Genomic DNA, 22,972 nt, shown 5'->3' on the forward strand with positions numbered 1-22,972 from the left:
TTAAATATGATTCAATTAAAATCAAAATATATCGTATTATCATTTTTACTGGCAGGAATTTGTATTTTCGCCCAAAATCCTGTAATCCAGACTCATTTTACACCAGATCCTGCACCGATGGTGTACAAAAATAAGATGTATGTCTATACCGGAGACGATATTCCCGGCTATGATTTTTATTATATGACGAAATGGAGGGTGTATTCGTCGGATGATATGGTCAACTGGACCGACCACGGTTCTCCGTTGTCACTGGAATCTTTCAGTTGGGCCCGTGACAGAGCCTGGGCGGCACAATGTATTGAACGTAACGGTAAATTTTATTGGTACATCTGCGTTCAGACCGTTGATAATAATATGGCAATTGGTGTTGCTGTATCCGACAGTCCGACAGGTCCTTTTAAAGATGCACTCGGAAAACCATTGGTGACAACGGGAACCTGGGATAATATCGACCCGACGGTTTTTATTGATGATGACGGACAAGCCTATTTATATTGGGGGAACAGCAAATTATTTTACGTGAAGCTCAACAAAGATATGGTTTCCTATGATGGAAAAATCACCGAAATTCCACAATCGGTGGAAGCTTTTGGAGGATTGAGACGTCCCGGAAGAAGTGATGAGGTTTTGCAGAAACAGGAACAGTTTAAAGATGTTTTTGTGGAAGGACCTTGGTTCTACAAACGCAACGAGCAATATTATATGATGTATGCCGGAATGACCGACCGAACTGAATGTCTGTCTTATTCCATAAGCAATTCACCGACCGGACCGTGGAAATATCAGGGAAAAATAATGACCGGCCAACCGACCAACAGTTTCACTAACCACGGCGGAATTATCGATTTTAAAGGGAAATCCTACCTGTTCTATCACACAGGATTATTGCCTGGTGCAGGAAGCTACGGAAGGTCAACGTCTATTGAAGAATTCAAATACAATCCGGATGGAAGCATTCCAAAAATTACAATGACCAAAGAAGGCGTAAATCCGGTTGCAACACTCAATCCCTACAAAAGAAACGAAGCAGAAACAATAGCCTGGTCAGAGAAATGCAGCACTTCCGAAAACAAAAAGACGGGAGTTTATGTTTCAGATACCAGAGTGGGAGGTTATATCAAAGTTCGTTCGGTAGATTTTGAAAAAGGCGCCTCTGAATTTTCAGCTTCAATTGCCGCAGGTGTTGACGGAGGAATTTTAGAAGTGAGATTGGATAAATTGGACGGAAATAAAATTGCCGAGATTGAAGTTCCTAGAACCGGAGGTTGGGAAGAATTTAAAACCCTTACATCAAAAATTTCAGAATCGGTTTCCGGCGTTCACGATGTTTATTTTGTCTTTAAAGGTAAAAACATTACAGCCGGAAGAGTGCTTTTCAATTTCGACCACTGGAGTTTTAAAAAGAAATAAGATAAAAATTCCCCTCCTTTGGAGGGGTGGCAAAAATTCAAAGAATTTTTGACGGGGTGGTTAAAATGTTCTGTATACAATATAAAAACTGGATTCACCCAATTATACAGCTTCTACAAGCGTTAGCGGCTTTGTGAAACTAAAGAAATATTTATAAAAAACTTTGTGCACTTAGTGTTCAAAATCAAAAAATTAAATATGAAAAAAACAATACTCAATCTCTGTTTAATAGGATATTCGGGAATACTATTTTCTCAGAATCCCATTATTCAGACCAATTATACGGCAGACCCCGCGCCTATGGTCTATAACGACAGGCTTTACGTCTACACCACTCACGATGAGGACGATTCCACCTGGTTTGTGATGAACGACTGGAAAGTCTATTCCACCAACGATATGGTGAACTGGACCGACCACGGAAATATTCTGAGCTATAAAGATTTCGACTGGGCAAAACGTGATGCCTGGGCAGCGCAATGCGTGGAAAGAAACGGCAAATTTTTTATGTATGTTCCGATGTGGTCTAAAACCAACAATAAAGGAGCGATTGGTGTTGCGGTGGGTGACAGTCCGTTTGGACCATTCCACGACCCGCTTGGAAAGCCATTGGTTCAGAGTGAATGGGGCGATATTGACCCGACAGTTTTTATTGATGATGACGGCCAAGCCTATATGTATTGGGGAAATCCGAAACTTAAAATGGTTAAGCTCAATCAGGATATGATTTCCTATTCCGGCGATATTGTGGAAGTGCCAATGACCGCAGAATCTTTCGGAAAAAGGGACGGAAAAGAAAACCCGGAAAGACAGACAAAATACGAGGAAGGACCTTGGCTGTACAAAAGAAAAAACCTGTATTATCTGTTTTGGCCGGGCGGTCCGCTCCCTGAATTCATTGGATATTCAACCAGCAAAACTGCACAGGGACCGTGGAAATACGGCGGAATCGTAATGCCAACCGAAGGAAAATCTTTTACCAATCATCCCGGAATTGTCGATTTCAGAGGAAAATCCTATTTCTTTTATCACAACGGCGCTTTGCCGGGAGGAAGTGGTTTTACAAGGTCGGTGAGTGTTGAGGAACTTAATTTTAATAAAGACGGTTCTATTTCACCCATCAAAATGACAAATGGAATGACCAAAGCCATTGCAACCGTTAATCCTTATGCTTTTAATCAGGCAGAAATGATTGCGTGGTCTGAAAATGTGAAATCTTATCAAAACAAAGAAGCAGGCGTCTTCATCAAAGCTAAAAAAAGTGGCGCTTATACGAGTGTGAAAAATGTAGATTTTGGCAAAAAAGGAGCATCAGCATTTTCGGCCAGAGTTGGAACGACACACAACAGCGATGTGACGATGGACGTTCATCTGGACAGTGTAAGCGGACCGGTTATCGCTACGGTAAAAGTTCCTTTGACTGGTGGAGACGACCGTTGGGAAACTGTGAAATCTGAAGTTAAGGAAAAAATTACCGGTGTTCACGATGTGTATTTTGTATGTAATGGAAAAGCAGCAAAAGATATTATGTTTTTCGATTATTGGACTTTTCTTGAAACTCATTAATTATGATTAAACTTTTTTTAAAACTATCACTCGCCTTTAGTATTCTCATTATGAATACTGTTTTTGCACAGGTTGCAGAAATCTCCAGTCCTGACGGAAAATTGAAACTGAATGTCTTTTCAGAAAATGGAAAAGCACTCTATAATGTTACTTTTCAAGGGAAAACAATGCTTGATAAATCTCCATTGGGCTTAATCACCAATGAATCTGATTTTTCTAAAAATTTAAAATTTATTGACAGTAAAAAAGACAGAGTTTCTAAAAACTATACCAACGAAAAAATCAAAAAATCACAAGTAAGTTATACAGCTAATACTTTAACGGTCAATTTTACCAATGCAGATAACTTCAATATCGGAATTGAATTTCAGGTGAGCGATAATAATGTAGCTTTCAGGTATGAGATTCAGCCGATGAAAGACCGTTTGAGCGCAATTGTACAATCGGAAATTACAGGTTACAGATTTCCGTCTCAAACTACAACTTTCCTTTCTCCAATGATGAAGCCGATGACAGGTTTTGCCAGAACCGCTCCAAGCTACGAAAGCGGTTATAAAGCTGATGCAGAATTAGGAACAAAAGCCGATTATGGTTACGTTTTCCCTGGTTTGTTTCACGTTGGAAATGACGGCTGGATTTTATTGTCTGAAACAGGAGTGAACAGTTTGTACTGCGCTTCTCATTTGGATACGACTTCAGAAAAAAACCTTTACCAGGTTGCTTACCCGAATATGGCGGAAAACAATGGTTTTGGAAGTACCGGAGCTGCGATTTCACTTCCGGGAAAAACACCTTGGAGAACTATTACGATTGGAGATTCTTTGAAACCGATTGTTGAAACGACGATTCCTTTTGATGTCGTAGAACCAATGTATGAGCCTTCGCAGAAATATACCTTTGGAAAATCGACCTGGAGCTGGATTTTGTGGCAGGACAACAGTATGAATTACGAAGACCAGAGTCTCTTTATCGATTTAGCATCAAAACTCGGTTATGAATATATTTTGATTGATGCACTTTGGGACAAAAATATCGGAAAAGAACGAATGAAAGACCTTATTCAATATGCAAAATCCAAAAATGTCGGAATTCTGTTATGGTACAATTCCAACGGTGCTGCGAATGATGCTCCGATGGGACCGAGAAATAAAATGAGCTCATCCATCGAACGAAAAAAGGAAATGAAATGGCTGAAAGATATCGGTGTAAAAGGTCTGAAGGTCGACTTTTTCGGAGGCGACAAGCAGGAAACGATGCGTCTTTATGAAGATATTCTTTCCGATGCTAATGATTTTGGATTGAAAATTATTTTCCACGGGGCAACTTTACCGAGAGGCTGGGAAGTAATGTACCCGAATTATGCAGGAAGCGAAGCTGTTTTAGCTTCGGAAATGCTTTATTTTTCAGAAGACGTCCGCAAACAGGAAGCTTTTTTCGCAACATTACATCCATTCATCAGAAATACGGTCGGAAGTATGGAGTTTGGCGGAACTTTTCTCAACAAATATTTGACAAAATCCAACAAGGATAAAAATAAAAGATACACAACAGATGGTTTCCAGTTGGCGACGGCTGTTCTGTTTCAAAATCCGGTTCAGATGTTTGGCATAATGCCGAATAACCTGACCGATGCTCCAAAATTCCAGCTCGATTTTATGAAAGAAGTTCCGACGCTTTGGGACGAAACGGTGTTCATCGACGGATACCCCGGGAAATATTCTGTGATTGCCAGAAGACATCAGAATCAATGGTATGTTGCAGGAATTAATGCAGAAAAAACGGTTAAAAAACTGAAAATCAATCTTCCGATGTTCACTGGAAAAACGTTAAAATTAATCAGCGACGATGTACAGGGAAATTCGTCAGAAAAAGAAGTGAAACTCAATGTGAAGGGTGATTTTAATATTGAAATTCAGCCGAACGGAGGATTTGTTTTAAGAAATTAATGGTCTTTAAACCTTTGAGATAAAAAATATAAAAAAATGCATTTCAAAAGCTTGTATATCTTCATCATTTCGGGATTTTTGGTTTCCTGTTCTCCCTCACGCAGTCTGGAAAAGCAATCATCCAAAGACCGTTGGCTCACCACGTGGGCAACTGCTCCTCAATTGGTGGAACCTAATAATCTTCCTCCGGAACCGGGACTTTCAGGGAATACTCTTCGTCAGATTGTCCGTGTATCTGTGGGCGGGGAAAAAGTACGATTACGCTTTTCCAATCGGTACTCTACAGATAGTCTTGCAGTAAAATCCGTTTCTATTGCAGTGCCTTCCGATAGCTGCAATGTGAATGCATCCACCATAAAATCATTAACGTTTGATAAGAAAAACGATTTTAAAATTGCTCCCGGAGCTGATATTTATTCCGATGAACTAAACTTTGATCTGAAATCTAATTCCCTTTTGGCTATTACGATTTCTTACGCAAAAGTAACTCAATCCATCACCGGGCATCCCGGCTCAAGAACAACTTCTTTTATTGTTAAAGGTGAGCAAAGCAATGTTGCCGCATTCGAAAATCCTGTAAAAACGGATCATTGGTATTCGCTTTTTAATATTGATGTTAAGACTGCGAAACCCTCGTATGCGGTTGCCATTATGGGAAATTCCATTACCGACGGCAGAGGATCGGGAACCAATAGACAAAACCGTTGGTCGGATATTCTTTCTCAGCGGTTATTGGTTAATCCCGACACTCGCAATGTAAGTGTCCTTAATTTCGGGATCGGCGGAAATTGTGTCGTACGCGGTGGTTTAGGCCCTACTGCATTAGACCGTTTCGATTATAACATTCTTAATCAGCAGAACGTAAAATGGCTTATCATCCTGGAGGGCGTGAATGACCTGGGAGGAACAAGAGATGCTGAAGATGCTTCCAAAAGAGCAGATGAGCTGATTGCGGCTTACCAAATGATGATCGACAAAGCACATGCTAGTGGAATCAAAGTATATGGAGCAACAATTCTACCTTTCGCAAAGTCGTTTTATGATAAACCTTTCCGTATCGAGGCCTGGAAAAAAGTAAACGACTGGATCAGGAACAGCGGGAAATATGATGCCGTCATCGATTTTGCAAAACATATGCAGAGTGAAAATCCTGAGGTCATCTTAAACGATATGCACGATCATGATTTTCTTCATCCCAACGAAGCCGGCTACAGGAGAATGGGAGAATTTGTCGATCTGAACTTATTTAAAAATTAAATCAAAAAAGATATAGTATGAATTTTACAAAAAACATTTCGTTGTTCCTTACGTTGTTGTCTATATTTTTTGTAAAAGCAGCCGACCCTTTTATTTCTTTTACTAAAACGGAAAATTCGGTGGTATTGAAAGAGCGTAATTCAGGTTTGATGCTGTTTTCGGATAGCGATTCGGATAAAGGAATTCTGCGTGCGGTTACGAATCTTCAATCTGATTTTCAGAAAGTAACGGGGGTTCAGCCTACTCTTATTTCCCAAAGTTCCGGAGCGAGCGGAATACTCATCATTATTGGTGAAGCCGGGAAAAGCAAAACCATTGATGCTTTAATCAAAGCTAAAAAAATTGATGGAAATTCAATCAAAGGAAAAAATGAAAAATATATCATTCAAAATATCAGCAATCCGTTTCCCGGCGTTTCCGAAGCGATTGTGATTGCAGGAAGCGACAAACGCGGAACGATTTACGGAATTTACGAAATGTCTCAGCAAATCGGGGTTTCACCTTGGTATTATTGGGCAGATGTTCCGGTTGAGAAAAAAGAAAATATCTATTTTAAAAAAGGAATTTACACCGACGGAGAACCTGCCGTAGAATATCGCGGAATTTTCCTGAATGATGAAGAACCTTCGCTGGGAGGCTGGGCGAGAGCGACTTTTGGAGGAATCAATTCTAAATTTTATGAAAAAGTTTTTGAATTGATTTTACGAATGAAAGGCAATTATATCTGGCCTGCAATGTGGGGAAAAGCTTTCTACGACGATGATCCTTTGAACGGGCCTTTAGCCAACGAAATGGGAATCATTATGGGAACTTCGCACCACGAACCGATGGCTCAGGCTCAAACCGATTGGCATCGATACATCAAAAAAAATAATTTGTCGAATGTCTGGGATTATTCTAAAAATGAGAAAGTTTTACAGGAATTCTGGAAATTGGGGCTGGAAAGAAGCAAAAACTGGGAAAAACTAGTCACAGTCGGAATGCGCGGCGACGGCGACGAAGCCATGGGAGAGGGAACTAATATTTCCTTACTTGAAAAAATTGTGAAAGACCAGCGAAAAATTATTACTGATGTAACAGGCAAAAAAGCAGAGAAAACGCCTCAGGTTTGGGCTTTGTACAAAGAAGTTCAGGATTATTATGACAAAGGAATGCGGGTTCCGGACGATGTGATTTTATTGTTTTGTGATGACAACTGGGGCAACGTGCGAAAACTTCCGGACCTTTCAAAACCTTTACACAAAGGCGGTTACGGTATGTATTACCACTTCGATTATGTAGGCGGACCGAGAAATTCAAAATGGATCAATATCAGTCCGATTCAGAGAGTTTGGGAACAGATGAATCTTTCCTACGAACATAAAGTGGATAAAGTTTGGGTCGTCAATGTCGGAGATTTGAAGCCGATGGAATTCCCAATCAGCTTTTTCCTGGAAATGGCCTGGAATCCAAAGCAATTCAATTCGAAAAACCTTTTAGAATACACTGAAAAATGGGCGGCACAGCAATTTGGTGAAAAATATGCTAAGGAAATTGCAAGAATGATCAACCTTTATTCGAAATATAACCGTCGTGTAACGCCTGAAACACTGAATAGCAAAACATTCAGTCTGGAAAATTATCATGAATTCGAAACCGTTTTAAATGATTACAGATCTTTGGCTATTGATGCATTGCATTTGAAAGAACAAATTCCTGCTGAATATCAGGATGCTTATTATCAGTTGGTTCTTTATCCTATTGATGCATGTAGCAATTTGTATGAAATGTATTATGCTGTTGCCAAAAACAGGGAATTGGCTGCCAAATATGATCTAAAAGCAAATTATTATGTCGATAGAGTAAAAGAATGTTTTGAAAGAAATGCTTATTTGGATCATAAATATAATAATGAAATTGCCAGTGGAAAGTGGCAGCATATGATGGATCAGATGAAAATAGGATATAAAACCTGGGCAGACGGAAAAGAAAATATAATGCCTGAAGTTACCTATGTATATGATGATAATGCTTCGAAAGAGAAAGTTTTTCAGGAGAAAAACGGTTATGTTTCCATAGAAGCTGAAAATTTTGCACGAAATAATAATTCAGACCGAATCCATTGGGAAGTGATTCCTGATTTCGGAAAAACAAAATCCGGTGTGACGACCTTTCCACAAAATGCCTATCCAAAATCTGATGAAAATCTCTATCTGGAATATGATATGAATTTTGAATCAAAAGGTGAGTTTGAAGTCCAGTTGTTATTAGCCCCTACTTTGAATTTTAATCATAATAAAGGTTTGCGTTATGAGATTTCCTTTGATGGTGAAACTCCGCAGATTGTCAATTTCAATGGTCACTACAAAGGTGAATTGGGAAGATGGCAGTCCGAACATATTATTAAATCTATAACGAAACACCAGATTTCCCAACCTGGAAAACATACGTTACGATTCAGAGTGCTTGAACCGGGAATCGTACTGGAAAAAATATTGATCAATACAGGAGGTTTACAGCCTTCTTATCTGGGTGCACCGGAAAGTGAAATTTCAGGAAAATAATTATTCTTCATTTTTAAAATTTAAAATTAATAACCACTCAAAGACAATTCTTTGAGTGGTTTTTTTATTTTGTATCCGTTATAATTTCTTTTTTTAATTTTTGAAGACTATTTCGGGGAATCTGAAGTAGATTTTCAGATTAAATTTGCACTTAAATCAATAAAAAATGATGATATTTTTAGAATTTTTAGAATAAATATTGGTTTTTTTGATGTATTTGTATAAATACTTATCATAATCTATGATTGCACAGTAAATACACTTTTAAATTTTCATTTTTAGAATACGCTTTTAAATCGATATTTCAATATTGCATAATCATTAACATAATGATAACATAATCATAATTAATTCAAATTTAAATTATTCTGTTAGATATAATTTCTAAAAATATTGAGAATTTTAGTGGTTTTAGTGCTGTTTGATTGTGTTATTTATTATATTAGTGTTAAAATAACACTTAATAATTTAATTAATATGAAAGCAAAAATTTACTCTTTCCGATAATCCGAGTTAGGACTAAACAAAAATAAAAATCAGTTCGAAACTTATTTCTAACTCCTTTTACAACAATTTTTCATTCTCTCTACAAAGATGCTTTCCAAAACAGCATCCGGTCATTCTTATGCCTTATCTGAAAAAATAAAAATTCAAAAACTATTGTAAAAATCTTTAAGCTATGAAAAAAACTATTTTAAAATCACTTGGCCAGCTTGCCTTTATCGCGATGGTATTCCTAAGTTTTCTGGCAAATGCCCAAACACCGAAAGTCCGTATCGACAACACTACACCCAGACAGAAAATCACAGGTTTCGGTGGTTTCGTTTGCAGTCCGCAGTTCGCCTACGACCATATGAGCCCTGCCGAAATAGAAAAAATGTGGGGAACAAATAGTGAAGCTGGATACAATATTATGCGACTGTATATTCCTACTACAAAAGCAAATTGGAGCGCCGCTTTAGCCACTGCTCAAAAAGCACAGTCTCTAGGCCTGATTATCTTTGCAAGTCCGTGGTCGCCACCCGCCGAATGGAAAACTAATGGAAATGACGCAGGAACCTATAATGGTGTTGAAGGTTTTTTGAAAGAAGAAAATTATGCCGATTTTGCTAATTACCTTAATGAATTTGTGGTTTACCTAAGGAATAATGGGGTGGAACTGTATGCTATATCTCTACAGAATGAGCCGGATTATGTGGTCACCTATGCAGGGTGTTCCTATACACCTGCCCAGATAACAAACTTCTTAAAGAATTATTCGGATGTCATCACCTGCAGAATTATTGCTCCCGAAACTGTAGGAATGTCAAATAATTATGCTAATGCTCTTCTTGCGACGGACGTATTACCAAAATTTGAAATCTACGCAGGACATCAGTACGGTGGGATTGGTTCTACATACAAAGGATTTTTGAATACGGATAAGGAAATCTGGATGACCGAATTTCTGATCAACTGGAATTCCAATGGCGGTTCCAGAAACTTTTCCTGGAGTACTGATGCGTTTGACTTTGCAAAAAGCGTCAATGATGTTATGGTAGGCGGAGGAAATGCCTGGATCCATTATGCTACAAAAAGATATTATGGAATGATGGGAGACGGTCAATTCGGAACAGTAGCTGGAGAAATGACGAAAAGAGGATATATACTTTCTCATTTTGCAAAATACACCACAGGTTCCAGAAGACTCGATGCGATATGGAGTGATCAAGGCTCTATGCAGGGTTCAGCTTACATCAATGGCTCGGGTGATAAAGTTACGCTGATGGTTTTCAATTCTTCAGCTAATACTTATAACCTAAAAGTAGATTTGCCGTTTTACACCACTTCCGCACAGAAAATTCTTACCAATGAAACAACCAATATGGTTTCTTCCAACCTGAATTTCACCGAAACATTTCGTCCAACGATACAAGTCAATCCTTCCAGTTTCATAACTTTTGTTTTTAATAAAAGTAATATCAGAGAAGTTTCCAATATGACGGGTCAGGATATTAATTATACTAAAATTGAAAGTCAAACGGTTACAAATCCTGCTTTTGGTACAGCTTATCAGTTGAGTGGTAAAACAGCGACTTTGTATAATTCTACACCTTTGATCAGTTCCAATATGAATGATGCGAACGGCTATGTTAGCCTGGACGACAGATATAATAAATTGGTTTTCCACGTGAATAGTTATACAACAAGCAATCTGCCAACATCGTCTAACACGACTTTATATTATGTTGACAATGCAGGTGTTGTGAAATCTTATAATTATGGAACAGTTAACTTGCCATCGTCCGGTTCGTCCAATTTCGATTTGACATTCGATATCTCTAGAGCAGTTCTTACAACCGGCTGCAAAGGAATTATTGGACTTAGAAATGGTAATTTCAGTTCTGTATTGACATTCAATTTTGGTGATGTCTATTTTGCAATTTCGAATGAAAAGGCAATGAAATTTGCCGGCGTTTATTCCGATGGAGATAGCAACCTGATGGATGTTTATGAAAATACATATTACACGTCATTGGATTTTACCAGTGTAACAGCAATCAATACTTCAGCTAACTGGAAAAGTAAAATGGCGAATAGTAACAGTATTTTTTATGTTAATGCAGGTTCAGGCTTTATAAATTCCAAAGCTGCCAACTCAAATGTAGTTTCAGGAACTGTTGCTGCATCATTGGAATTATCCGATTTGGGCGGTGACTTTAATGCACCTTTCGCTTTCACTGCAACAGCCGCATCGTATACAAAAACATTGAATGGATATGCCGTGATTGTATTGCCATTTGAAGCTAATGTTCCGGTTGGTGTACAGGCTTACAATATGCTGCCTTCGTCATCAAAAGTCTTATGCACCAGTGTTCCGAATGGAAAAATTCCTGCTAATACACCAGTGCTAATTAATGGAAACGGAACGTTTACTTTCACAGGATTAGGATCTGTTTCTACACCAAAAGCGATTGTTTCTAATCAGTTCAATGCGGACTATAGCACGGTAAAAGCTTACACAGGAGGATATGTTCTCAAAACAGTTGGGGGAGTTACAGGATTCTATAAAATAAGCAGTGGAAGCGAGACTGTTGCGGCGTTTAGCGCATATATTTCTGAAGAAAATGCTTATTCTGCTTCACTTCTGCCATTGGAGTTTGAAACACTTGCGGTTCAGGATATATCTGATTCCAAATTGCAGCTTTATCCAAATCCTGCTAAAAACGAGATCTTTATTAATTGGAAATCGTCCGATGCAGCTTATTCGATTATTGATGCTAATGGAAGCCTGATCTCACATCAATCGAAACTTATCAGTGGTAAAAATAGAATTGATATTTCTAAACTTACTTCCGGAGTATATTTTATTGAAATATATGAAGCAGGGAAAAGCATCAGAACGAAATTTATTAAACAATAATTATCATATTTTCAAATCAAATTTTATTAAAGGTCACCCGTTTATTCTGGTGCCTTTTTTTAATTAATATGAGCTAAAATCCTATTATCCAATATAAAAAAATTGGTCAGTAACCAAGCTGGAAATATTATTATCTTAAATTAAGTGTTATTTATACATTTATTAGAAATAGAATCTTATATTTGTTAATAATCAAATATCGAATGTCAGTCTTTGAAATCAATCTGATATTTTAAATCAATTATAATGAAAAGAATCCTGTTTTCCTTATCAGTCTTCATCTGCGTATTCTCTTCCGCACAGAATTTCAAATATCCGTTCCAGAACCCTAAACTTCCTGTTGAACAAAGAATCGAAAATCTTCTCGGATTATTAACGGTTGATGAAAAAATCGGGATGATGATGGATAATTCGAAAGCAGTTCCGAGGTTGGATATTCCCGGTTACGGTTGGTGGAACGAGGCGCTTCACGGCGTCGCAAGAGCGGGAACAGCAACGGTTTTTCCGCAGGCAATCGGAATGGCGGCAACCTGGGATGTTCCGGAACATCTCAAAACGTTTGAAATGATTTCCGATGAAGCCAGAGCAAAATATAATAGATCTTTTGATGAATCTCAAAAAACCGGACGTTACGAAGGCTTAACATTCTGGACACCAAATATCAATATTTTCCGCGATCCCAGATGGGGAAGAGGTCAGGAAACCTATGGTGAAGACCCGTATCTGACTTCTGTTTTAGGTGTTGCTGCGGTAAAAGGTTTGCAGGGAAACGATCCGAAATATTTTAAAACGCATGCTTGCGCCAAACACTTCGCCGTTCACAGTGGCCCGGAATGGAACCGTCATTCTTACAATGCCGAAGTTTCCAAACGAGATTTGTATGAAACGTATCTTCCGGCTTTTAAAGCATTGGTTGTAGAGGGAAATGTAAGGGAAGTGATGTGTGCTTACAATGCGTTCGACGGTCAGCCTTGCTGTGCTAACAATACTTTATTGACAGAAATTCTTCGCGGAAAATGGAACTACGATGGAATGGTCGTTTCCGATTGCTGGGCATTGGCAGATTTCTACCAGAAACAATACCACGGAACACATCCTGACGAAAAAACTACTGCCGCAGATGCTCTGAAACATTCGACAGATTTAGAGTGTGGCGATACATATAATAATTTAAACAAATCTCTCGCAAGCGGATTAATCACGGAGAAAGACCTCGATATTTCGATGCGAAGAATTCTGAAAGGTTGGTTTGAATTGGGAATGCTGGATCCGAAATCTTCCGTTCACTGGAACTCAATTCCATATTCAGTTGTGGATTCTGAAGAGCATAAAAAACAGGCGTTAAAAATGGCACAAAAATCTATTGTTCTGATGAAAAACGAGAAGAATGTTTTGCCTTTAAATAAAAACATCAAAAAAATCGCTGTTGTCGGTCCAAATGCGGATGACGGACTGATGCAGCTGGGAAATTATAACGGAACACCTTCATCTATCGTAACGATTTTGGACGGAATCAAAACCAAATTTCCAAACGCAGAAATCATTTATGAAAAAGGAACTGAAGTTGCCGATCCATCTTCCAGAACTTCGCTTTACCAAAACTTTTTAAGCCAGAAAAACGGTGAGAAAGGAATGAAAGTAGCGTTTTTCAACAATAATGAATTTAAGGGAATTCCCGCCAATGTTTCTGTCAATAAAAGCGGAATCAACTACAACAGTTTTGGCGGGACTCAACTTGCCCCGAATGTCGGAAGAGAAAATACCTCGGCCATCATTTCCGGTGTTTTTAAAAGTCCTTACACGGGCGATGTGATTCTTTCGCCTTCAACCTCAGATATTTACACACTTTTCGTTGATGGGAAAGAAATCGGCACCAGAAAAGGTCCAGACGCAAGACATCCTTCAGAATTTCCTGTAAAAATGGAAAAAGGCAAGGAATATCAGATTGAATTACGCCACACTCAAAAAGGAAAATATGTAAGCATCACTTTTGATGTGTACAGAAAAGATCCTGTTAATTTTGCTGCAGTAAAGGAAAAAGTGAAAGATGCGGACGTTATTGTCTTCGCGGGCGGACTTTCGCCAAGTCTGGAAGGTGAAGAAATGATGGTAAATGCAGAAGGTTTCAAAGGTGGCGATAAAACGTCTATCGATCTACCAAAAGTTCAACGCGAATTGCTGGCTGAATTAAGAAAAACAGGAAAACCAGTTGTTTTTGTCCTGTGTACAGGAAGTTCATTAGGTTTAGCGCAGGATGAAAAGAATTATGATGCGTTAATTAGCGCTTGGTATGGCGGACAATCCGGCGGAACTGCCGTTGCAGACGTTTTGGCGGGAGATTACAATCCGTCCGGAAGATTACCGATTACGTTCTACAAAAACCTGGAACAGCTTGACAATAATTTGTCTAAAACCAGCAAACACCAGGGTTTTGAAAACTATGATATGGTCGGAAGAACCTATCGTTATATGACTGAAAAACCGTTGTACGCTTTCGGACACGGGTTAAGCTATTCAAAATTTGTTTACGGAAATGCTAAACTGAACAAAAACACCATCAATGCTAATGAAAATCTGACGATTATAGTTCCAGTTACCAATAATTCTGAAAGAGATGGAGAAGAAGTGATCCAGGTTTATGTGAAAAGAAATAATGATGCTTCAGCCCCTGTAAAGACTTTGAGAGCTTTCGAAAGAGTTTTGATTAAATCTAAGGAAACAAAAGATGTCCAATTAACTGTTTCTAAAGATTCATTTAAATTTTATGATGAAAAAGTAGATGATTTGGCTCCGAAAGCAGGAGATTACACCATTTTATACGGCGGAACTTCCGATGAATCAGGATTGAAAAGTATTCAAATGAAAGTTAATTAGTTAGCCCTCAGACAACGAAACCTTATAGGTTTTTAAAACCTATAAGGTTTATCAATAAAAAATTCAACTTTTCAACTCAAAAATGAAAACAAAAACCAAAATATTCACAGCCGCTATTTCGCTAAGTGTTGCATTTCTTTCAGCCCAAAATAAAACTATTAAAACCCATTTCCTCGATTTAGACGGAACTTCCACCAACATCAAAATTCAGCCGACGATGTATGGAATATTCTTCGAAGACATCAACTTTGCGGCAGATGGAGGATTGTATGCGGAACTCATTAAAAACCGCAGCTTCGAGTTCGACGAACCTTTGACAGGCTGGAAACAACCCAATACAAAAACATTGTCTCCCAATTTAGATTCCGGTTTTTTGACAATTATAACCGACAAATCCAAATCCAATAAAAACTATGCAAGAATCACGGTTTGGAATGATAAAAACTATTCGTTGGAAAATGAAGGTTTTAGAGGAATCGGCCTTCATCAGGGTGAGAAATACGATTTAAGTTTTAATCTGGAAAATGTGTCAGGCAATATTTCTGACATCAATACAAGTCTGATTGATGAAAACGGAACGGTGATTTCTTCAGTTTCTACAATTATAAAAGGTGGAGGCTGGCAAAAATACAATGCTGTTTTTGTACCTTCTAAAACCGTTGAAAAAGCAAAGCTTCAAATTACTTTTACCGGAAAAGGCGTGATAAACATGGATATGATTTCACTTTTTCCTCAAGACACTTGGAAAGGCAGAAAAGGTGGAATGCGAAAAGATTTGGTTCAAAAATTATATGATTTACAGCCGGGATTTTTACGTTTTCCGGGCGGTTGTATTGTCGAAGGAAGAACTTTGGCAGAACGTTATCAATGGAAAAAAACAATTGGTAGAATAGAAGACCGCGAAAATCTTATCAATAAATGGAACAACGGATTCGCCCATCGTCTAACGCCGGATTATTGGCAGTCTTTCGGGCTTGGTTTTTTTGAATATTTCCAGTTGGCGGAGGATTTAGGTGCAGAACCGCTTCCGATTCTCAGTTGCGGAATGGCTTGTCAGTTTAACACTGCGGAGCTTGTAAAAATGGAGGATTTAGACCCTTACATTCAGGATGCTTTGGATTTGATTGAATTTGCAAACGGTGATTCCAATACGAAATGGGGAAAAATCCGTACTGAAATGGGACATCCGAAACCATTCAATATGAAATATATCGGCGTTGGAAATGAACAGTGGGGCGCAGATTACATTGAACGTTACAAAGTTTTTGAAAAAGAGATTCACGCCAAATATCCCGCTATCAAAATCATTTCCGGAAGCGGACCGTCTCCTGATGGCGAATTTTTCGATTACGGCTGGAAAGAGCTTAAAAAACTTAACACTCAGATTGTGGACGAACATTACTACAATTCTCCTGAATGGTTCTTAAAAAACGCTGATCGTTACGATAAATACGACCGAAGAGGACCAAAAGTTTTTGCCGGAGAATATGCCGCACAATCGGTTGGTGTTGTAAAACCTGACAATAAGAACAATTGGCTTACCGCACTTTCAGAAGCCGCTTTTATGACCGGACTGGAACGCAACGCAGATGTCGTGACAATGACTTCCTATGCACCGCTTTTCGCCCACGCAGACGGTTGGCAATGGACGCCGGATTTAATTTGGTTCAATAATTTAAAATCTTATGCTACTCCGAATTATTACGTTCAGAAATTATTTTCAAACAACAAAGGAACAGATTTAATTAAAATCTCCGAAAACGGAAAACCATTGAAAGGCGAGAATAATCTTTATGCATCGGCAGTTCGTGACATTAAAAAAAAAGAAATCATTATTAAAATTGTTAATTCCAGTTCTCAGGAAACCTCAGTTGAAATCAACCCGGAAAATAGTAAAATGGTCAGTCAACTCACCAAAATTGTACTGACTTCTGCAGGGCTTTCCGATGAAAATAATTTCCAATCAGAAACTATTACACCAAAAGAAGAAACGCAGACTATTAAAAAAGGAAAGATTTCTGTTGAAATTCCGGCAAATTCTTTAGTGATTTTGAAAATAAAATAGCTTCAAACTACTATAAATAAAGGAAAATTTAAAATTAAGTGTAAATATTACATTTATTTAAAATAGAATCTTATATTTGTTTTTAGCTCTTAAACAGAAAACCGAAGGATTCTTTAAGGTAAATGAAAACTTAATAAAAAATCTTTGTTGAATGTAATCCATTGCATCAGTTATTTTAAAAAGAGCTAAAAACAAATAATCAAAATAAATCACTTTCGTTAATGAAAAAATACGTTATCGGCTTAGACTACGGAACAGACTCTGTTCGGGCCGTTTTGATTGATACGGAAAACGGGGCAGAACTGGCAACTTCCGTAAGCTACTATAAAAGATGGAAAGAAGGAAAATTCTGCAAGCCGGAAGAAAACCAATTTCGTCAGCATCCGCTAGACCATATCGAAGGTTTGGAAAAAACCATTTCAACCGTTGTCAAGGAAAGTGGCGTTGCGCCGGAAAATATCGTCAGTATTTGTATTGACACGACAGGTTCGTCACCGCTTCCGGTGAATAAGGATGGAATTGCCTTATCACTTTTGCCTGAATTTTCAGAAAATCCCAATGCAATGATGGTACTGTGGAAAGACCACACTTCCATTGGTGAAGCTGAAGAAATCAATCATCTGGCAAGAAACTGGGGTGGTGAAGATTATACAAAATTTGAAGGCGGAATCTATTCTTCCGAATGGTTTTGGGCAAAAATTCTTCACATCAACAGAGAAGATGAAGCCGTTAAAAATGCCGCATACAGCTGGATGGAACATTGCGATTACCTCACATTTTTACTTTCCGACAACCAGAGTTTAGCAACATTTAAAAGAAGCCGTTGTGCAGCTGGTCACAAAGCAATGTGGCACGAATCGTGGGATGGACTTCCTTCCAAAGAATTTCTTGGTCAGCTGGATTCTTCACTGGCAGAACTTCGTGACAGACTGTACGATAAAACCTACACGTCCGATGAAGTTGCCGGAAATCTGAACGAAGAATGGGCAACAAAATTAGGCTTGACGACAAATACGGTAATCGCTGTCGGAACTTTCGACGCTCATTCCGGAGCGGTGGGAGCAAAAGTAGAGGAGAATACACTAATCAGAATTATGGGAACGTCAACCTGCGATATTATGGTGGCTCCCAACGAAATCATCGGCGACAAAACCGTTAAAGGAATCTGCGGACAGGTCGATGGTTCCGTGATTCCCGGATTGATGGGATTGGAAGCGGGGCAATCTGCATTTGGTGATGTTTTGGCGTGGTACAAAGATATTCTGACCTGGCCGACACACCATATTCTGATGAATTCCAATGTCATTGATGAAAATCAAAAACAGTTGCTGAAAGAAGAAATAGAGAATAATCTTATCCGCAATCTCACTTTGGAAGCAGAAAAAATTCCACTTTCGGAGGTGGTTCCGGTTGCTTTGGATTGGATTAACGGACGAAGGACACCAGATGCCAATCAGGAACTGAAAATGGCGATTAGCAACCTTTCATTGGGAACAAAAGCACCGCATATTTTCAAAGCTTTGGTAAATGCAATTTGCTTTGGAGCCAAAAAAATAGTCGACCGTTTCGAAGAAGAAGGTTTAAAAATTGAAAAAGTAATCGGAATCGGAGGCGTTGCCAGAAAATCACCTTTCATAATGCAGACTTTGGCCAACGTTCTTAATATGCCGATTGTAGTAGCAGCATCAGACCAGGCTCCGGCTTTGGGTGCAGCCATTTATGCGGCCGTTGCCGCAGGAATTTACCCGACTGTTCAGGAAGCCAGCCAAAAAATGGGCTCCGATTTCGAAGCAGAATATTTCCCACAAGTAGAAAAGGTAGAAAAATATGCAGAATTTATGAAACAGTATCAGATTCTCGCAGATTTCACAGAAAATAATATCAAATCAAAGAAAAAGTTGACAGCTGACAGTTTATAGTTGATAGAAGTTAAAGCAGAAAAGCTCCGTAAGAGCGCCCTGTTAATAGCAAATATGTAAATATTTTCATCACAAAGAGAGCCTCGTAGAGGCACCCTGTTAAATAATTACAATTATTTAAAAACCATCAACCAACAACTATCAACCAATAACTAAAATTATTATGGCAGCTTTATCCGTCTTCCGCTCCCAATCTTTTTTGCCAGGGCTTTTCCAATGCAAAAAAGGATTTCCGCTCAAGCCGGGCTGCGTGCAATTCGACGTTCAAAACTTGAATAAGATTATTCAATAGAGGCGGGCTTTAGCCCGTCTACAAAAGAACGAAAACAAATTCGGCTTTAGCCGAAACGTAAATTTTGGCTAAAGCCAAATGAAAATCAAAAATAAGACATCGGGCTAAAGCCCGACGCAATTGAAAAATAAATATTTGATTCTTAAATCAATTAATATTTCAATCATTAATAAAATAAAAATGAGCATCTATAAAGAATTAAAACGAGAATGTTACGAAGCCAATATGCAGCTCGATGCGTTGAAGCTGGTCGTTTACACATTCGGAAACGTAAGCGCGGTTGACCGTGACAAAGGAATCTTTGCCATCAAACCGAGCGGTGTTCCTTACGAATTACTGAAACCTGAAGACATCGTGATTTTAGATTACGATGCTAATGTCGTTGAAGGAAGTTTAAGACCGTCTTCCGATACCAAAACCCACGCTTATCTCTACAAAAACTGGGAAAACATCGGCGGAATCTCACATACACACGCCATCTATTCCGTAGCTTGGGCACAGGCACAGCTGGATATTCCGATTTTCGGAACCACGCACGCAGACCATCTGACAACAGATATTCCTTGCGCACCGCCAATGCGTGATGATTTAATCGAAGGCAATTACGAATACAACACCGGAATCCAGATTCTCGACTGTTTCAAAGAAAAAGATTTATCTTACGAAGAAGTAGAAATGGTGCTCATCGGAAATCACGGACCGTTCACCTGGGGAAAAAATGCAGAGAAAGCCGTTTACAACAGCAAAGTCCTCGAAACCATTGCCGAGATGGCTTATCTAACAAGGAAAATTAATCCGAACGCGCCACGTTTGAAAGATTCATTAATCAAAAAACATTACGAACGCAAACATGGTAAGAACGCTTATTACGGACAATAATACAATTAAATAAAGTCTGTCATTCTGAACGAAACGTAGTGTAGTGAAGAATCTCAATTATCAACAGAAATTCCCCGTTCCTCAGAATGACAAACACAATATTAAACTATCAACCAAAAACAATCAACTAAAATATATGTTAACACCTCTCAATACGAAAGAAATCTGGTTCATAACGGGAAGCCAGCATTTATATGGCCCTGAAACATTAGCACAGGTTGCAGAACATTCAGCGAAAATCGTAGAATCGTTCAATGCTTCATCACAGATTCCTGTAAAAGTTGTTTTGAAACCAACGGTAAAAACAACGGAAGAAATTTTTGAAACACTTACAGCTGCCAACTTTGCTCAAGACTGCATCGGAATCGTAACCTGGATGCACACATTTTCACCAGCAAAAATGTGGATTCGTGGACTGACCGCATTACAAAAGCCAATGTTGCATCTTCACACGCAGTTCAACCAGGATATTCCGTGGGCTACGATGGATATGGACTTTATGAACCTGAATCAGGCTGCGCACGGCGACCGTGAATTCGGATTTATGGTAAGCCGTCTGCGCAAAAACAGAAAAGTAGTCGTAGGACATTGGGCTGAAGAAAGAGTTCAGAAACAGATTGGAGAATGGACTAGAGTTGCGGCTGGTTGGGATGATTGGCAAGGTGCGAAGTTCGCCCGTTTTGGCGACAATATGAGATTTGTAGCCGTTACGGATGGCGATAAAGTAGAAGCGGAAACTAAATTTGGATTTTCAGTCAATACTTGGGGAATCGGAGATTTGGTAAGCGTTGTCAATTCAATTGGCGATGGTGAAATCAAAACATTAATTGAAGAATATGAAGCTTCATACAAAATGGCAGAATCCCTTCTTGCCGGAGGTTCAAACAGAAAATCTCTGGAAGTTGCCACAAGAATAGAATTAGGTTTGGAAAAATTCCTGAAAGATGGAAATTTCAAAGGTTTTTCCGATACTTTCGAAGACCTTCACGGCTTGGAACAGTTGCCTGGAATTGCCGTTCAAAGATTAATGGAAAAAGGTTATGGATTTGCCGGAGAAGGCGATTGGAAAACGGCCGCTTTGGTTCGCGCAATGAAAACAATGGGACAAGGTCTTGAAGGTGGAAATGCCTTTATGGAAGATTATACTTATCATTTAAATCCTTCAAATCCTTCGATTTTAGGTTCGCATATGTTGGAAGTTGACCCTGTTTTGGCGATTGACAAACCTTCTTGTGAAATTCATCCATTGGGAATTGGCGGAAAAGCTGACCCGGTTCGTCTGGTGTTTAATTCGAGAGGAAATATCGATTCTTTAAATGCTGCCTTGATGGATTTCGGAAATCACTTCAGACTGTTAATCAACAAAACAAGAGCGTTGGAAATTACCGAAGAATTGCCAAAACTTCCTGTTGCGAGAGTCCTTTGGAAACCGCTTCCTGACTTGTACACTGCGGCTGAAGCCTGGATTTTGGCAGGTGGTGCGCATCATACGTGTTACAGTGAGAACATCAGCGTAGAACAATTGGAAGATTTTGCAGAGATTGCAGGTATCGAATCGCTTGTTATTGATGAAGATACGAAAATCCGTGATTTTAAGAACACACTTCGCTGGAATGAAATATATTATCGTTAAACTTGCAAAACTTCTAAAAAATGAGAAAAACAAGTATCAACCTGATAATTCTTTTTGCCGTTTTATGTATTTTCGGGTGCAATAAAAAAGAAAATCAATCAAAAACTCAACCGGAAACAATGGAAAACATACAGGTTTCAGATTACGGAGTCACGTCAAAAGGCGATTCCATCAAAAAATATACTTTAACCAACAAAAACGGGATGAAGCTGGAAGTCATTAACTTCGGTGGAATTATCACTTCACTTACCGCTCCCGATAAAAACGGAAAATACGAAGATGTCGTTTTAGGATTTACCAAGCCTGAAGATTATTTCAACGGAAATCCATATTATTTCGGAGCATTGATTGGCCGTTACGGAAACAGAATTGCCAATGCCAAATTCACTTTGGAAGGTGAAACCTATGACATCGATAAAAATGACGGTCCGAACAGTCTTCACGGCGGAAAAGAAGGATTTCATACCAAATTCTGGAATATTGAACCTGTAAAAGATGCAAAATTCCCGACTTTGAAACTGACTTACACAAGCGCAGACGGTGAAGAAGGTTATCCGGGAAAATTAACGACCACCGTTCTGTATACTTTGACAGATGATAATGCTTTGGAAATTTCTTACGAAGCGGAAACCGATAAACCGACTGTGGTGAATTTGACTCAGCATTCGTATTTCAATCTTTCAGGGAATTTCTCAAAAACAATTCTTGACCACGAATTGCAAATCAATGCGGATAAATTTACACCAGTTAATGAAACTCTAATTCCTACAGGTGAGCAAAAAGCGGTGAAGGGAAGCGCATTCGATTTCACAGCTTCAAAAGCAATTGGAAAAGATATCAATGCAGATGACGACCAACTGAAAAAAGGAAAAGGCTACGACCACAACTGGATTCTGAACGGAAGCGGATTGAGAAGCATTGCCAAAGTTTATCATCCTGAATCAGGAAGAGTAATGGAAGTTTTAACCGATGAACCGGGCGTTCAGTTCTATTCCGGAAATTTCCTTGATGGAAAATTCGATACCAAAACGGGCGGAAAAAATGAATTCAGAACAGGTTTTTGCTTGGAAACACAACATTTTCCGGATTCTCCAAATCAGACTTCTTTCCCTTCTACAGAACTGAAGCCGGGACAGAAATACCAGTCGAAAACAATTTACAAATTCTCAGTTAAAAAATAAA

12 protein-coding genes are annotated in these 22,972 nt (G+C 38.8%); all 12 read left to right on the forward strand.

Annotated elements, in window-relative coordinates:
- The first annotated feature begins 6 nt into the window (after positions 1 to 6).
- Positions 7 to 1,413 carry a glycoside hydrolase family 43 protein gene (locus AC5P2S_RS08020; RefSeq protein ID WP_494556885.1) on the forward strand — a complete coding sequence of 469 codons (1,407 nt, stop codon included), beginning with the start codon at positions 7 to 9 and terminating at the stop codon, positions 1,411 to 1,413.
- Positions 1,414 to 1,611: 198 nt separating this feature from the next.
- Entirely contained in the window at positions 1,612 to 2,979 is a 1,368-nt protein-coding gene (locus AC5P2S_RS08025) for a glycoside hydrolase family 43 protein (RefSeq protein WP_494556886.1), read from the forward strand.
- A gap of 2 nt (positions 2,980 to 2,981) precedes the next feature.
- Positions 2,982 to 4,925: a glycoside hydrolase family 97 protein gene (locus AC5P2S_RS08030; protein WP_494556887.1), complete on the forward strand. Its 1,944-nt coding sequence runs from the start codon at positions 2,982 to 2,984 to the stop codon at positions 4,923 to 4,925.
- Positions 4,926 to 4,961: 36 nt separating this feature from the next.
- Positions 4,962 to 6,182 carry an SGNH/GDSL hydrolase family protein gene (locus tag AC5P2S_RS08035; protein ID WP_494556888.1) on the forward strand — a complete coding sequence of 407 codons (1,221 nt, stop codon included), beginning with the start codon at positions 4,962 to 4,964 and terminating at the stop codon, positions 6,180 to 6,182.
- 17 nt (positions 6,183 to 6,199) lie between these two features.
- Positions 6,200 to 8,725 carry a glycosyl hydrolase 115 family protein gene (locus tag AC5P2S_RS08040; RefSeq protein ID WP_494556889.1) on the forward strand — a complete coding sequence of 842 codons (2,526 nt, stop codon included), beginning with the start codon at positions 6,200 to 6,202 and terminating at the stop codon, positions 8,723 to 8,725.
- A 679-nt stretch (positions 8,726 to 9,404) separates the two neighbouring features.
- A complete protein-coding gene (locus AC5P2S_RS08045) occupies positions 9,405 to 12,128 on the forward strand; it encodes a T9SS type A sorting domain-containing protein (RefSeq protein WP_494556890.1) in 2,724 nt (907 codons plus the stop codon).
- Positions 12,129 to 12,374: 246 nt separating this feature from the next.
- Entirely contained in the window at positions 12,375 to 15,002 is a 2,628-nt protein-coding gene (locus AC5P2S_RS08050; protein ID WP_494556891.1) for a beta-glucosidase, read from the forward strand.
- Between the two features lie 82 nt (positions 15,003 to 15,084).
- A complete protein-coding gene (locus tag AC5P2S_RS08055) occupies positions 15,085 to 17,067 on the forward strand; it encodes an alpha-L-arabinofuranosidase family protein (RefSeq protein ID WP_494556892.1) in 1,983 nt (660 codons plus the stop codon).
- Positions 17,068 to 17,288: 221 nt separating this feature from the next.
- The gene (locus tag AC5P2S_RS08060) at positions 17,289 to 18,986 is read left to right on the forward strand and encodes a ribulokinase (RefSeq protein ID WP_494556893.1); all 1,698 of its coding nucleotides are present in this window, start codon (positions 17,289 to 17,291) and stop codon (positions 18,984 to 18,986) included.
- Between the two features lie 472 nt (positions 18,987 to 19,458).
- Positions 19,459 to 20,157, forward strand: coding sequence for an L-ribulose-5-phosphate 4-epimerase (locus tag AC5P2S_RS08065; protein ID WP_494556894.1), 699 nt, complete (start codon positions 19,459 to 19,461; stop codon positions 20,155 to 20,157).
- Positions 20,158 to 20,293: 136 nt separating this feature from the next.
- Entirely contained in the window at positions 20,294 to 21,790 is a 1,497-nt protein-coding gene (araA, locus tag AC5P2S_RS08070) for an L-arabinose isomerase (RefSeq protein ID WP_494557016.1), read from the forward strand.
- A 20-nt stretch (positions 21,791 to 21,810) separates the two neighbouring features.
- Positions 21,811 to 22,971, forward strand: coding sequence for an aldose epimerase family protein (locus tag AC5P2S_RS08075; protein ID WP_494556895.1), 1,161 nt, complete (start codon positions 21,811 to 21,813; stop codon positions 22,969 to 22,971).
- Position 22,972 lies beyond the last annotated feature (1 nt).

This window comes from Epilithonimonas sp. 33E (genome assembly GCF_059372615.1).

What these genes read in the sequence shown, in the direction of transcription:
- AC5P2S_RS08020 (WP_494556885.1), top strand. Translation starts at nt 7, where the DNA reads ATGATTCAATTAAAATCAAAATATATCGTATTATCATTTTTACTGGCA.
- AC5P2S_RS08025 (WP_494556886.1), top strand. Translation starts at nt 1,612, where the DNA reads ATGAAAAAAACAATACTCAATCTCTGTTTAATAGGATATTCGGGAATA.
- AC5P2S_RS08030 (WP_494556887.1), top strand. Translation starts at nt 2,982, where the DNA reads ATGATTAAACTTTTTTTAAAACTATCACTCGCCTTTAGTATTCTCATT.
- AC5P2S_RS08035 (WP_494556888.1), top strand. Translation starts at nt 4,962, where the DNA reads ATGCATTTCAAAAGCTTGTATATCTTCATCATTTCGGGATTTTTGGTT.
- AC5P2S_RS08040 (WP_494556889.1), top strand. Translation starts at nt 6,200, where the DNA reads ATGAATTTTACAAAAAACATTTCGTTGTTCCTTACGTTGTTGTCTATA.
- AC5P2S_RS08045 (WP_494556890.1), top strand. Translation starts at nt 9,405, where the DNA reads ATGAAAAAAACTATTTTAAAATCACTTGGCCAGCTTGCCTTTATCGCG.
- AC5P2S_RS08050 (WP_494556891.1), top strand. Translation starts at nt 12,375, where the DNA reads ATGAAAAGAATCCTGTTTTCCTTATCAGTCTTCATCTGCGTATTCTCT.
- AC5P2S_RS08055 (WP_494556892.1), top strand. Translation starts at nt 15,085, where the DNA reads ATGAAAACAAAAACCAAAATATTCACAGCCGCTATTTCGCTAAGTGTT.
- AC5P2S_RS08060 (WP_494556893.1), top strand. Translation starts at nt 17,289, where the DNA reads ATGAAAAAATACGTTATCGGCTTAGACTACGGAACAGACTCTGTTCGG.
- AC5P2S_RS08065 (WP_494556894.1), top strand. Translation starts at nt 19,459, where the DNA reads ATGAGCATCTATAAAGAATTAAAACGAGAATGTTACGAAGCCAATATG.
- araA (WP_494557016.1), top strand. Translation starts at nt 20,294, where the DNA reads ATGTTAACACCTCTCAATACGAAAGAAATCTGGTTCATAACGGGAAGC.
- AC5P2S_RS08075 (WP_494556895.1), top strand. Translation starts at nt 21,811, where the DNA reads ATGAGAAAAACAAGTATCAACCTGATAATTCTTTTTGCCGTTTTATGT.